At 65.3% G+C, this 12,847-nt stretch carries 9 protein-coding genes; 4 read left to right on the top strand and 5 right to left on the bottom strand.

Going from position 1 to position 12,847, the window contains the following annotated elements; all coding sequences use genetic code 11:
• Window positions 1-239: 239 nt before the first annotated feature.
• The 4 genes from Ssi02_RS16380 to Ssi02_RS16365 all read right to left on the bottom strand — a co-directional run bounded on the left by Ssi02_RS16380 (window position 240) and on the right by Ssi02_RS16365 (window position 6,730).
• On the bottom strand, window positions 240-3,101 hold the full coding sequence (locus Ssi02_RS16380) for a penicillin acylase family protein (RefSeq protein WP_204026381.1): 2,862 nt from the start codon (window positions 3,099-3,101) through the stop codon (window positions 240-242).
• Window positions 3,102-3,435: 334 nt separating this feature from the next.
• Entirely contained in the window at window positions 3,436-5,820 is a 2,385-nt protein-coding gene (locus tag Ssi02_RS16375; protein WP_204026380.1) for an ATP-binding protein, read from the bottom strand.
• A 36-nt stretch (window positions 5,821-5,856) separates the two neighbouring features.
• Entirely contained in the window at window positions 5,857-6,468 is a 612-nt protein-coding gene (locus Ssi02_RS16370; RefSeq protein WP_204026379.1) for a DUF6879 family protein, read from the bottom strand.
• On the bottom strand, window positions 6,461-6,730 hold the full coding sequence (locus Ssi02_RS16365; protein WP_204026378.1) for a hypothetical protein: 270 nt from the start codon (window positions 6,728-6,730) through the stop codon (window positions 6,461-6,463). Before Ssi02_RS16365 ends, Ssi02_RS16370 begins: the two co-directional genes overlap by 8 nt.
• Before the next feature lie 386 nt (window positions 6,731-7,116).
• Between Ssi02_RS16365 and rraA the strand changes: the two genes are divergently transcribed.
• From rraA to Ssi02_RS16345, 4 genes are all read left to right on the top strand, one after another.
• Window positions 7,117-7,599: a ribonuclease E activity regulator RraA gene (rraA, locus tag Ssi02_RS16360; RefSeq protein ID WP_204026377.1), complete on the top strand. Its 483-nt coding sequence runs from the start codon at window positions 7,117-7,119 to the stop codon at window positions 7,597-7,599.
• Window positions 7,600-7,742: 143 nt separating this feature from the next.
• Window positions 7,743-8,012: a hypothetical protein gene (locus Ssi02_RS16355; RefSeq protein ID WP_204026376.1), complete on the top strand. Its 270-nt coding sequence runs from the start codon at window positions 7,743-7,745 to the stop codon at window positions 8,010-8,012.
• The gene (locus Ssi02_RS16350; RefSeq protein ID WP_204026374.1) at window positions 8,005-8,619 is read left to right on the top strand and encodes a DUF6879 family protein; all 615 of its coding nucleotides are present in this window, start codon (window positions 8,005-8,007) and stop codon (window positions 8,617-8,619) included. The genes Ssi02_RS16355 and Ssi02_RS16350 overlap by 8 nt, the downstream gene beginning before the upstream one ends.
• 28 nt (window positions 8,620-8,647) lie before the next feature.
• The gene (locus Ssi02_RS16345; protein WP_204026373.1) at window positions 8,648-11,089 is read left to right on the top strand and encodes an ATP-binding protein; all 2,442 of its coding nucleotides are present in this window, start codon (window positions 8,648-8,650) and stop codon (window positions 11,087-11,089) included.
• 19 nt (window positions 11,090-11,108) lie between these two features.
• On the opposite strand, the gene Ssi02_RS16340 is transcribed toward Ssi02_RS16345, so the two are convergent.
• Window positions 11,109-12,455: a Fic family protein gene (locus Ssi02_RS16340; RefSeq protein WP_204026372.1), complete on the bottom strand. Its 1,347-nt coding sequence runs from the start codon at window positions 12,453-12,455 to the stop codon at window positions 11,109-11,111.
• Window positions 12,456-12,847 lie beyond the last annotated feature (392 nt).

The raw sequence follows: 12,847 nt of genomic DNA, 5'->3' as shown, positions 1-12,847 counted from the left end.
GCCCCAGCCAACCTCGGCCTGCGCCGGCCACCTTTCCCGGTCCTTTGAGGATCTTTCCCGGTCCTTTGAGGATCCCCCCGGCCGGCGCCACTCGTGAGGCGCCGGTTGCGGAGAGGAGACGCGGTGACCAGGCGCCGGCACGGCTGGGGAGCTGTTCCCATGCTCGATGAGCGCAAGTCTTCCGCCCCACCCCGCAACCCGCATTCCGCATGTGCGGTTTCAGGACCGGGGGGTCGTTTTCAGCCCGGGGACAGGGTGAGCGTGTGGGTCGCGGCTGCTCGGATCGACTCCTCTCGGGCGAGCATGGGGGTGGTCTCCCCGTTCGCCCACAAGGGGGCCTGATCCCAGTAGTTGTCGTGGAAAGCGTGGCCTGAGGCGCCTGTGAGGTTGATCCAGCGGGATTTGTCGGCGTCCGCGAGGTCCACCACCATGCGCATCGACGGCACCGCGGTGACCTCGTAGCCCTCCTGCACGTCCCAGCTCACCGCGTTGACCGCGTCCCTGCTGCCGGGGGCGGCGATCGGGCCGCGGTTGAACAGCCACTCGACCGGGGCGATCCCCGACTTGCCCAGGCTCTCGTTGACCAAGGTCAGGGTGTGGAGGTCACTCCAGCGCCACCGTTTGGGATTGTCACCGAGGCGCTCCCGCAGCTCGCCGTAGGCCAGAGCCAGGCTCCGGCGGAGGATGTCATCCCTGCGCTCGACGATGGGGGTGCGCGAGTCATCCCAGAACGGATCCGCCGGCTCGGCCAGCATCCTCCGCACGACCTCGAACCACCGGCTGCCGCCCTCGGGCCGCGCGCCCTCGGGAAGATCGTCGTTGAACGTCTCGACGAGCAGGTGCCGCCACACCGCGTTGAAGTAGGCCGCGGGGGCCGAGTCGGCGTCCTGCGAGAAGTCCCAGGTGCGCAGCAGCTCGCGGGCCTCCTGGCTCGGACCGGCCAGGGGGATCTTCATCAGCTCGGGCCGCAGCACCGCGGCCATGCCGTTGGCGCTGTCCTGCTGGATGCGGCTCATCTCCGCCGCATCGATCTTGCCCGTCTTCACGGACCCCTTCAGGCGGTCGAGGATGCGTTGCGAGCGGTAACCGTACGACCAGTCCTTCGTCAGCAGCGGCGGGTATTTCGCCGGGTCGATGACCGCGTTGTTGGCGGTGACGATGTAGCCCTCGGGGGGATTGAACACGCTGGGGAGGTCGCCAAAGGGGATGGTGCCGGTCCACTCGTATTCACCGGTCCATCCGGGAACGGGCCACCTGCCGTCGCCCTTCGCCCGGACGGGGATCACTCCCGGCGCCTGGTAACCGATGTTGCCCTCGATGTCGGCATAAATCAGGTTTTGTGAGGGGACGGCGAACTGGGACGCCGCCGTGCGGAACTCCGCCCAGTCGCGGGCCGCGTTGAGGGTGAAGATCGCATCCGCCGACGTGCCCGGCTGAAGCGCCGTCCAGCGCATCGACACCGCGTCCGCCGTCTCGCCGGCGGCCTTGCCCCCGCCGTCCTGCGCGCGGCCCGTGGCACGGTGCACCTCGGACATGATCGGCCCGTTGCCCGTCTCCCGCACCGTCACCTTGACCGCGTCGCCCCCCGCGACCTTGATCTCCTCCTCGCGTGTCGTCAGCGGCCGCCACTGCCCGCGATAGAGGTAGGTGTCGTCACGCACCTTCTCCAGGTAGAGGTCCGCGACATCCGGGGCGAGGTTCGTGAACCCCCACGCGATCCGGTCGTTCTGCCCGATCATCACACCGGGCAGACCCGCGAACGAGAACCCCGTCACATCGAACGGGCACGCTCCAGAGCGAGTGCGGCAGTGCAGGCCGACTTGATACCAGACCGAGGGCATCGACGCCCCGAGGTGCGGGTCGTTCGCCAGCAGCGGCTTGCCCGACGCCGTGTGCCGCCCGCTCACCACCCACGAGTTCGACCCGAGCCCCTCCCGTTCGCCGCGGCCGATCAGATCGGGCACCGACCGCATCGCCGCCGCCACCCGCGCCAGCGCCGCCCCGGTCTGTGCCTCCTCCGGCGACGGCGTGGCCTCTTCCGTAGTGGTCTGTGCGCCTGCGTCATCGCTCGGCTCCGCCGTAGCCGGCGACGGCTGGGCCTTCTCGCCCGCCGGCTCCGGGGCCGGCCGCTCGACCTTCGACGCCTCCCCATCGGCAGCCGCCCGCGGAGCCGTGGCTCCGCCGTACGGCGCGCCGGGTCGTGCCCCTCCGGCCACCGCCGTGTCTGGCGACACCTGCCCCGCCCGCGCGTCGCGCGTGCCTCCTTCGCCGCTTTCCCGGCTGCCCCTCATGTCACGCGCCTTGGTGCCCTCCCGGTCCTTGTCCCGCCCCTCGACGTCCCGCGCCTCGGTGTTCTGGTCGAAACCGCCACCGCTGATGCCGCCTCTGGTGACGATCGGCGCGTGCCTGTCGTATGGATAATCCGGCCATAGCGCCTCCACCCGCTCCTTGGACAACCCCGCCGCGGCCGTCGCCCGCTCGACCTCGTCCTCCACATTGGAGCGCAGATCCCAGGCCATCGCCTTCAACCAGGCCAGCGAGTCGACCGCGGTCCAAACGGCGGGCTCGTAATCCGGGACGGTGGCCATCAGCACGGCGTATTCGAGGCCGCGCTCGGTGGCCCCGCCGTTGTCGGCGAGCCAGGCGTTCACACCCTTGGCGTAGGCGTCGAGGTAGCGCCGCGTCGACTCGCTCAACATGGGGAGCTCCTTCTCCGCCACCCTGCGCCAGCCCATCGTCCGGATGACCTTGTCCTCGGTCAGCGTCGCCTTGCCGAACAGCTCGGACAGCCGGCCGGCCGTGACGTGCCGGCGGAAATCCATCTCCCAGAACCGGTCCTGAGCGTGCACATAGCCTTGCGCCATAAACAGGTCTTCCGACGTATCCGCATAAATATGTGGAATGCCGAATTTATCCCGATAAATCGTGACCTTTCCGGTGAGGCCCTTCACCGTAAGCGTGCCGTCCACCTGCGGGAACGATCTCTGCACCGCCCAGACCGCCGCCCCCGCGAAGACCAACGCCAGCACAAGGAGAACGCTGACGATCCGCGCCACCCAGCGCCACGGCCGCGGCAACCGTGCGAACAGCTTGAGCCTCACACAACCTCCCCGGAGAACCCACTCCAGCCCACGCCGCGCCCCTTCGGCCAACCACCCGACAAAGGCGACTCCGGAGCGTGAAGAAGATTCGCTTGATGTACCCGACCAAGTTTGACAGCCCTCAGCAGTCCATCAACTCGGGAAACCCCCACGATTCCCGGCTGCAAGGTACGCATCCCCACTACGCCGAGAGCGGACTCCCCTCTCGCCGGTTCCGGGCAAATCCCCCTTATGGCCTCACGACGAGACCCCACGGTCGCCCAAAGGGCGCACGGATGGGCCCGCTTGACCATCCCCGCGCGTGCCTACCTGGCCGGACGGCCGGCAGGAATTCTCAGAAGAGGCCTGTGGAACGAATCCTGTCCCGGAGCCGATTCGCCCGTGGGTCGTCGAACTCGGCTACCAATGCCATCGCCTCACGCCACAGGGGCTCGGCCTCGCCTTCAGCTCCGATGGCTTGCAGAGCGTCGGCCAGATGGTTCAACACGACGGCCGTATTCCAGCTGTCTCCGAGCTCGCGGAAGACCTTGAGCGCCACCTTGTGAAACCCGGCCGCCTCCTCATGGCGGTCAAGCCGCTGGTAGACCTCACCTGTCGCGTCAAGGGCCCATGCCTCTCGACCGCGGTCGCCGATCCCCCGCTGGTGCGCGGCGGCGCGTTGGCAACAGATCAGGGCCTCGGAAAATTCGCCGAGATCCATGTGCACTCGGCTTTGCTCAAGCAGCCAATGCGCCTCCCACGCGGGATTGCGCTGTTCTTGGTCGATCCGGATCGCCTCTTCGATCAGCACGCTCGCCTTGCGCGGCTCCCGCAGACCGCGATGCGCATGGCTGAGACCTCGCAGGGCGTCGCCCACGTAAGCGGGGAGGTCAAGCCGCCGCAGGATCTCCAGAGCCCGATGAAGCCGGCCGAGGGCCTCATGGAATTGATCCCGTTCAAGGTAGACGTTGGCGGAGTTGTTGCACGACATCGCCACCCAGTAGTCACTGCCGAGCTCAACGGCAATGGCGTGCACCTGCTCGAACAGCAACAATGCCCGGTCGAGTTCACGACCGCGCAGGTGAGCGAGCCCGATGGCATTGGTGGAGGTTATCTCGCCGAGCCGGTCTCCGAGATCGCGATAGATGGCGAGTGCCGCCGTCTGGAAGCCGATCCCCTCACTCCTTCTCGAGGACTGAAGACGGGCTTTGCCGAGACTCTCGAGAATCCTCGCCTCTCCCCGGCGATCGTCTGTGCGACGGACCGCCTCCAGGGCGATGGTGCTGGTCCCGATCCAGTCCTCGAACTGATTGCGGTTGGCGTAAACAGGAAACAACGCCGCGGAAAGGTGCCAGGCCAGCTCATCCATATCTGTGCGTGCCGCTGCGGAGACAGCGGCACGCAGATTGCCTGCCTCCTGCCTGAACCAGTGCTCCGCCTCCTCACGGTCTGCGAAACCGAGCGCTTTATCACTCCCCTCGACACCGTGGAGCGGAAAACTCGCACCCTCCGGCGCCAAGAGCGAAGCGGCGGCCTTGACCGTGTGGAGATACCAGGTCAATATGCGCCGCACTCCGGCCCGGCAGGTTTCAAGGGACTCTTCGGCATGGGCCTGATCTGTGGCGAACAGCCGGAGCAGGTCGTGGAACTGATAGCGGTCGGGCTGGGACTGTTCCAGCAGATGTGCACCGACGAGGTCGTCGAGCAGCCGCCGGGTGCGCCCGACCGGCAGGTCGCCGAGCACCGCGGCCGCACGGGAGCTGAACTCGGAGCCGGGATGCAGGCCAAGAAGTCGGAAGAGCCGGCTGGTGTCATCAGACAACGCACGGTAAGACCACGCGAAAACGGTGCGAACCGCATCGGACTCATCGTCGTCTCCCGCTGTCAGCGCGTCCCAAAGCCCCGATTCATCCCGTAGGTCCTCGACCAGGTTTCGCATCGGGGTCCAGGGACGAGCGAGAGCGCGTTCGGCCGCGATGCGCAGAGCGAGCGGCAGGCGGGCGCAAAGACCGGCCAGCTCTTCGAGCTCGCCGGTCTCGTCCGCCGACCGGTGGCCCGCAGTTGCGCGCCGCAGCAATTCAACGGCTTGCTGGTCGGTCAATAGAGCGAGCGGCAGTCGATATGCACCGTCGCGGGCCACCAGCCCGGACAGCCGGCCGCGACTGGTGATCAAAACCATGCACCCGGCGACGCCCGGTAGCAGCGGTCTGACCTGGCCGACGGTCGCGGCGTTGTCCAGCACAATCAACACGCGCCGCCCCGCCAAACGGGAGCGATAGAGCGCCGCCCTCGGTTCGAGACCGGACGGGATGGAGCCGGCGGGGACGCCTAGTGCACGAAGGAAATAATCCAGCACTTCTCCGGCGGTGGCCGGCTCTCCAGGATCGTAGCCGCGAAGATTCGCATACAGCTGCCCGTCGGGAAAACTCTCCGCCACCCGGTGTGCCCAATGAACCGCGAGCGAGGTCTTGCCCACGCCGGCCGTGCCCGCGATGACACACGTGACGGCTGCCCTCGAACCCGGCTCGCTGCCTGAGAGAATCAGGTCGAGATATTCGATCCCCTCGGTTCGATTGACGAATCCACGCACGTCGGCAGGCAGTTGCCGCGGAGGATCCTGTTTATCCCGGCCTGCCCTATGAAAGTGGACACCGCCGCTTATCCGGCCGGCTTGAACCACCTCATGTGCTTGTCCTGAGAGGTCGTTCTGGGATTCAGCGCCTTTGCCCTGGTCGGACATCTCACTCAATCGTTCCCGTAAGTCACCGCCGTCGCCCTATTCCTCTTCAACGGGACGCAGTCCGGCGACCTCCCGTTGGAAGTAGCTGTCGAGTTCCTCGCCGTCTCCGTATAGCCGCTCAATGAAGTCCGCCCAGAATCGGATGTCCGTTGGATCCGTGGATTTCATCGCACCTTCCGCCAGGCCGCTGCTCCCGTAGATCACTTGATAAACGACCTGGGTTCCCAGAACGACGATCTCGGGAAGAGGGGCGTGCCTCTCGAACCGGCTGATCGCACCTCCGGTTACGACACGGATCCTCTCACCGTATTCATGGCGGATGAGCAGCGAGTTCAGCTCCCATATCAAGTACGCGCTGAAGGGCACCTCCACGATGCGCACACGGCGGAACTCGAATCCGTGCTCCAGGACGCGCCGCTGATAGTCCTTGACCTGAGCACGCCCCTCCTCCAGCAGCTTCAAGGCGCATGGCCAGTCCCCCTGGGAGGAGGCCTCCCAACTGGGATTGTTCAGTTCTCTGAAGGTCTGTCGGCGTTCCAGCTTCCAGCAACCGGTGCTGTCGGTCTGCCAGAAGTAGTGGTAGTAGTCGGCGATGTAATCATCTAGGCCCAGCCGGTGGCCTGGAAAGACAGGCAGAATTTCACTCATCTGATATATCCGGTTTTGCGGCCTTGAGCATGACGCCGGGAATGACGACGAGCCGTTCGTCGAGGCCGACCTTCACCCCGGCAGGTAGCCTGCTGGTGTAGTTTGTCGTCAGATCTCGACCGATGATGGCGATATCGCCGTTGTCCAGCTCCCATATGTCGGGACATGTAGGGCCATCGTTGGTCTGGTCGAGTTCAAGCGCTGATTTTCCTAGTCGACGTTTGAACGACGCCGCCGGATCCGCTTCCCAAAGACTTGGCATCATACACATCCCTTCGTGGGAGAATAGTCCCAGAGGTTCACTAGGTCAATGCTCTCCAAAAGTTTAACCTATATGCGCGAAGGGAAAAGCTCGCTGCCTGATACGATTTCCTTACTCGTAAGGCAGGCCAGGGCAGGCCCCTGACTGAAGTCGCAAGTTCGTGAGGGTGCCGTAACCTTCGGTCAGGGTCGATTAAGTATCCTCCGAAACCGTAGCAAGATCTCAACGTGAGGGCATGGACTTCAGATGATCTCTATTGTCCGCCCCCCGAAAGCAGGAGCCCGAGCTCGGCAGGTCGTGTTTTGTGAGCAGCCGGCACCTGCCACGTTGCTCAAACCGGCGGGGTCAGGGTCACCTTCGCCCTACTCTTGGGCAGAATCCCTCTCATGGACTTCACGACGGCCGACCTCATCGACAAGTACGGTGACGCCCTGTCGAGCTGCGTCACTCAGTTCCGCTCGTTCGGCACACGCGACCGCTTCAGCGGCCAGGTCGCCACCATCCGCTGCCTCGAAGACAACGCCCTGGTCAAACAGATCCTTGCCACCCCCGGCAACGCGCGCGTCCTGGTCGTCGACGGTGGCGCCTCCTTGCGCACCGCCCTCATGGGCGACCTCATCGCCGCCTCCGCCGTCGGGAACAACTGGTCCGGCGTCGTCGTCAACGGCGCCGTCCGCGACACCGTCGCCCTCTCCACCCTCGACCTCGGCATCAAGGCCCTCGGCTCAAACCCCCGCAAAAGCACCAAGACCGGCACCGGCGAAGTAGACATCCCCGTCTCCTTCGGCGACACCACCTTCACCCCCGGCGCCTGGCTCTACAGCGACGAAGACGGCATCGTCGTAAGCCCGGAACCACTGGAGGATTAGTCGATTTATCTACGATTGTCACCGATTGCGGGATCAGGTAGTTATAGCTCACGAGGCGGCAACTTTCTGCTAACCGGGGAAATCCATTCCTCTTTGTCGTGATAGATTGCCGCCACCGAGAAGAGTGGCGAGGGGAGCGCCGCATGAGCATTCCTTGGCGCGCCGATCCAACGGCCTCGCTCTCGAGGCGGCTCGGCGACACTCCTGCCGCGCTTGGACACACCGGCAACGACGATGAGTGCCCCGATATCTGGGAGCTGGATAACGGGGATATCGTTGTTGTCGGTCAAGATCTCACCGGTGCCTATGCCTCCCGCCTCCCCGCGGACCTGAAGATCGCCGAAGGGGAGAGTCTGGTAGTGATCCCACGCTCCACGTTCGTCTCCGCAAAGGCAGACCTCCCCGATGACTGACCTCCTTGAGGGTTTTTCCGGCGAGCGGCTCGAAAGAGCCGTCTACAGGGCGGAGTTCAGGACCGAATACCAGCGGCTCTACGACGACGAGTCATGGAAACTCGAGCGCCGGCAGTCGTTCGCGGAACCGGGAGTGCCGAGTTGGGAGGCGTTCGACGCCGGTGACTGGCAGACCGCGCTCCGGCTCATCGCAGAGGGAAGAAACAGGCTCGAAGAATATTTCGGCGAGCATGCGAATCGAGGCGTGGCGTCCTATCGGGTGCGCGTCGTCGAGTGGCCGTTGACGCCTTACCTCCAGTGGGAACTGCATCTGCTCAACCTCAGGGCGGAGTGCGGAGAGCGCATTCACATTGTGACCGTCGACCAGACGGCTGACCGAGAGACGTCGGGGCCGTTTCCGGAAATCATCACCCTGGGCGCCAAGACGATGTATCGAATTCACTACACCGCACAAGGCGTTGGTGACGGATCCACACGCTTCACCGATCCCCTGCTGATCGAGCGCTGCCGGCATGTCATCAAGTCCCTGCACGAACAAGGCGAGGACATCCGCTCCTACTTCGCTCGCGAAGTAGCCGGACTCGCCCCTCCGGCCGTGAAGTCGTGATCGCTCACCCGGAACCGGAGGGCTGGACGTGCAGGGCCAGGAACCGGCCCCCACGCCGGATCCCCCGTCCGGCGACTCGCAGTCGATCCTGTCCGGCAATGCGTCAGACGTCGTCCAGGCGAGAGATGTCTACGGTGGGGTGCACTTTCAACAGGCCGCCCGCCAGGCACCGCGGATACCCCGCGAGCTTCCCCGAGACGTGCGGGGCTTCGTCAACCGCGGACACGAACTCACGCGCCTGGAGGCGACGCTCGACGATCACGAGCACGAAGGATCCGCGGTTACCATCGCGGTGATCGTCGGCACCGCCGGGGTCGGCAAGACTTCACTCGCACTTCACTGGGCACATCGCGCCAAGGAGCGGTTTCCCGACGGACAGCTCTACGTCAACCTCAGGGGCTATGATCCCGGCCCTCCCCTGGAAGCCGCATACGTGCTCGAACGTTTCCTGCGAGCACTCGGTGTCGAACCGGCCGCGATTCCCAGCGACCTCGACGACAGGTCGGCCCTCTATCGATCCCTGCTGGCCGGCCGCCGCCTGCTGGTGGTCTTGGACAACGCCGTGACCGCAGGCCAGATCCGTCCTCTCCTCCCGGGCGCCGCCGGATGCCTGGTTCTGATCACCAGCCGCAACAGGTTGTCGGCACTTGTCGCCCGCGACGGCGCGGAACGCCTGACACTCGGCATTCTGCCGGAACAAGACGCCATCGCGCTGCTGCGCCGGGTCACCGACGCCTACCGCGGCGGCGACGACCCGGACTCGCTCGCCGAACTCTCCCGGCTTTGTGCGGGCCTGCCGCTCGCCCTGCGGATCGCAGCCGAGCGGGCGGCGAGTCGTCCGTGGATGCCGCTCAGCGAACTGATCGCTGATCTCCGCGACGAATCCGGCCTGTGGGAGGCGTTGACGGTCGTCGACGGCGAGGAAGCCGATGCCGTGCGTGGAGTGTTCGCCTGGTCCTATCGGGCGCTGCCGGAAGAGGCCGCCCGGCTGTTCCGCACGCTCGGAGTCCACCCGGGAGCCGACTTCAGCACAGCTGCCGCAGCCGCCGTGGCCGGAACGGACGAGGTCCGCGTGCGCCCCACTTTGGATCTCCTGGCCGGGGCACACCTCGTTGAGCAGCATCGACCCGGCCGCTATCAGTTCCATGATCTGTTGCGTGCCTATGCCATCGACCAGATCGAGCGCGAGGAGACCGCGGCAAGTCGCCGCGTGATCGAGCAGCGGTTGTATTCCTGGTATACGCTGGGCGCCGCCGCGGCCCGGGCCCACATCGTGCCGGGGCCGGCTCCGATCCGCCTGAGCGATGCCGCCGACGAGCCGAGGCCACCGGCCTTCCCCGACTACGACGCCGCGATGGCCTGGTACGAAGCGGAGCGCAGCAACCTCGTCGACGTCGTGAGATCCGCCTTCGACACCGGGCACCATGCGACGGTGTGGCGACTCTCCGCCGTCCTCAAAGAGATCTACGCGCGCCTCAACGAGTTTCAGCACTGGTTCGAGGTCGGGCAGCGCGGCCTCGACGCCGCACGCCTCCTCGGGGATCGGTACGGCGAAGCCGAGAACCTCGACGGCCTCGCCATGGCCTACACACAGGCTCAGCGTTCAGACAAGGCGATCGAGTACGCCGAAGCAGCCTTGGCCGTCTACCGCGAGCTCGGTGACCGTCAGGGTGAGGCGAGATCCCGCAACCGGCTGGGACTGGTTCACCTCCGTGCACATCGCCTGCGTGAGGCCCAAACGCATTTCACGGCGAGCGCGGCGATATATGCAGAGCTCAACGAGCCAGGACGGGAGGCCGTGGTCTCCGGCAACCTCGGCCAGGTGCACGCCGAACTCGGCGAACACGAACTCGCCGCCACAATGCTGGAGGCCGCCCTCGCTTCCTACCGCTCCCAGGGCAACGCCGGAAGCGAGGGCAACGCCCTACGCCTGATCAGCATGAATCTCCGCAGAGCCGGCCGACCGGCCGAGGCTCTGCCGTACATCGAAGACGCCATCGCCATTGCCCAAGCGCATAGAAACCAGATGTGGGAAGGTTTCTGGCTGATTGAACTCGGAGAGGTCCAGTGCGCAGCAGGCCGGTTCCCCGAGGCTCTGATCTCCTGCCAACGTTCAGCCGTCATCCAGCGCACCATCGGGGACCGCACTCGTGAAGCCCTCGCCTGGAGCGGCACCGGCCGGGCCTATCAGGGAATGGAGCGCCACTCCGAGGCCGCCGACTTCCACCGTCGCGCGGCGGCGGTCCACCGCGACATCGGCCACCAATGGTTCCTCGCCCTCGCACTGGGAGACCTGGCCGCCGCTTTGCATGCCCTGGGAGCAGAGGAGGAAGCGGCGCGGCACGGTCGTGAAGCACTGGGCATCCTCTCGCGTTTCGACGACCCCGAGTCCATGCGCCGACAGGAGGCGATCAAAGCTCTACTGCCTCCGGCTCCTGGCTCTACAGCGACGAGGACGGCATCGTCATAAGCCCGCAATCACCGGAGGATTAACCGATTTCCGGGTGGGTGCCGCTGAACATTCTGACCTTCTCTGCGAGATTCGCTCTGGGGCGGTAGACGAATTTCTTGCCCATGCGGCTTTTCTCCAGGAAACCATTGCCCTCAAGCTCCAAAAGGTCCTGCCGGGCCGTCTCCGCGGACACGCGGTGCGAGGTTCGGTGGGACTGGACGGAGTAGCTCGCGCCGGGGTTCTTGAGGGCGTCGCCGAGCAGTGCGAGCTGCCGGTGATTGAAATGGCCGGCTTCGTTGTGCAGCTTCCCGGTCAGCTCGCGGACCTCGGTGACCTTCCGGGCGAGGTAGGTGTGGAGTTCATCGATTGCGGTGCGCAGGACCCGCAGATGGAAGAGAATGAAATAGGTGAGATCGTTGTCGTCGGTCTCGGTCCGGAGAAAGGCGCGGCCGTATTTCGCGGGCGCTCTGCCGATGATGCTGGATATGGAGATGAACTCCGTTAGCCAATATCCGTGGTGCAGCATCGACCAATAGAAAAGCAGCCGCGCCGTCCGCCCGTTTCCGTCCTCGAAAGGATGTTCATAAGCCAGCATGAAATGGATGACGATCGCCCGGACCGCGCACGGAAGATACGGTCCGCTGTCCATGGTGTTGGCGAATCTGCACAGCTGCTCAATGCGTTCGGGCAGCACCTCGGCCGGCGGCGGCCGGTAAAGGAGGTTTCCCTCGGTGTCGTAGACGCCGACACGCTCCTCGTGCGGGAGTTGGAACCTTCCGGCGCTCGCCGGGTTGTCCAAGGTCCCTTCGGTGGCGATGCGCTGGATCTGGCAGATGATCTCCGGGGTGAGTGGTTCGGAGCGGATCTCGCTTACGAACTCCATGGCCCGGAAGTTGTTCAGGATCATGCGCTCGCTCTTGTCGCGAGGTTCGCGCCCCGACCTGATCATCGCTTGAGCGACACGCTTGTCGGTCCTTGCGCCCTCCAGCTGGCTGGAGGTGACCGCCTCCTCGATCAGTGAGTTGACGAGGTATTGGTCCCGCACGGCGGGGTTGGCCACGTCTTCCCCCAGGCCGATGCCGCCGCCCGTTTGTGTGCTGACGAACTCGTTATCCCGCAGCACCTCGTCGGGGAGACAGTAGAAGAATGGCCTGCCCGCGGTGTCCGCGAGGGGGATGCGCCGGCTGTCGGCGAGCCGGGCCGCCTTGATGACCGCCCACCATTCTTCTCGTGACAACTCCTGTGGAGGTTTCCGATATCGGGTGTCCTCCCAATGGTGATAGGGCGTCCCATGGTCGTGACCCGCCAGAATGGCCAGCACTCGCGGGTCGCTGAGCCGTTGAAGCACCTCGGCGGTCGGGGGTGGCACCTGTGGGGTTCGCATCTGGCCTCGAGTTTCGTGCGCTCGGCGGGGACCACCATCCAGGCGATCTCCCAGTTTGCTCCCAGGTTCTCCCAGTTCTGGGAGTTGGGGCTGTCGACCTAGTAAAACACGAGATGGCGACTGTGGGCTGAGCCTGCTCACAGTTTGCTCCCAGGTTCTCCCAGTTCTGGGAGTTGGAAGATCGCCTTGGGAGGATTCGGTGACACGCCAGGTCAGCGGGGTGGGGCGCCACTGCTCCCAGTCTGTTCCCAGCTTCTCCCAGTTGGGTGATCGCCCCGGAGAAGTGCCAGGTCAGCGTGGGTGGACGCTGGTGCTCCCAGTTTGCTCCCAGATTCTCCCAATCCTGGGAGTTGGGAGTTCGCAGGAGAGGCGAACCGCGGTGACCGTGCCTG

Origin of the sequence: Sinosporangium siamense, from assembly GCF_016863435.1 — a bacterium.
Classification (GTDB): Bacteria; Actinomycetota; Actinomycetes; order Streptosporangiales; family Streptosporangiaceae; genus Sinosporangium; species Sinosporangium siamense.
Note: the sequence above shows the minus strand (reverse complement) of the source record. Positions and strands in the feature narration are given on the sequence as shown.

Excerpts from the sequence above, each read along its gene's own strand:
- Ssi02_RS16375 (WP_204026380.1), bottom strand. The coding sequence starts at position 5,820 with ATGTCCGACCAGGGCAAAGGCGCTGAATCCCAGAACGACCTCTCAGGA.
- Ssi02_RS16370 (WP_204026379.1), bottom strand. The coding sequence starts at position 6,468 with ATGAGTGAAATTCTGCCTGTCTTTCCAGGCCACCGGCTGGGCCTAGAT.
- Ssi02_RS16365 (WP_204026378.1), bottom strand. The coding sequence starts at position 6,730 with ATGCCAAGTCTTTGGGAAGCGGATCCGGCGGCGTCGTTCAAACGTCGA.
- rraA (WP_204026377.1), top strand. The coding sequence starts at position 7,117 with ATGGACTTCACGACGGCCGACCTCATCGACAAGTACGGTGACGCCCTG.
- Ssi02_RS16355 (WP_204026376.1), top strand. The coding sequence starts at position 7,743 with ATGAGCATTCCTTGGCGCGCCGATCCAACGGCCTCGCTCTCGAGGCGG.
- Ssi02_RS16350 (WP_204026374.1), top strand. The coding sequence starts at position 8,005 with ATGACTGACCTCCTTGAGGGTTTTTCCGGCGAGCGGCTCGAAAGAGCC.
- Ssi02_RS16340 (WP_204026372.1), bottom strand. The coding sequence starts at position 12,455 with ATGCGAACCCCACAGGTGCCACCCCCGACCGCCGAGGTGCTTCAACGG.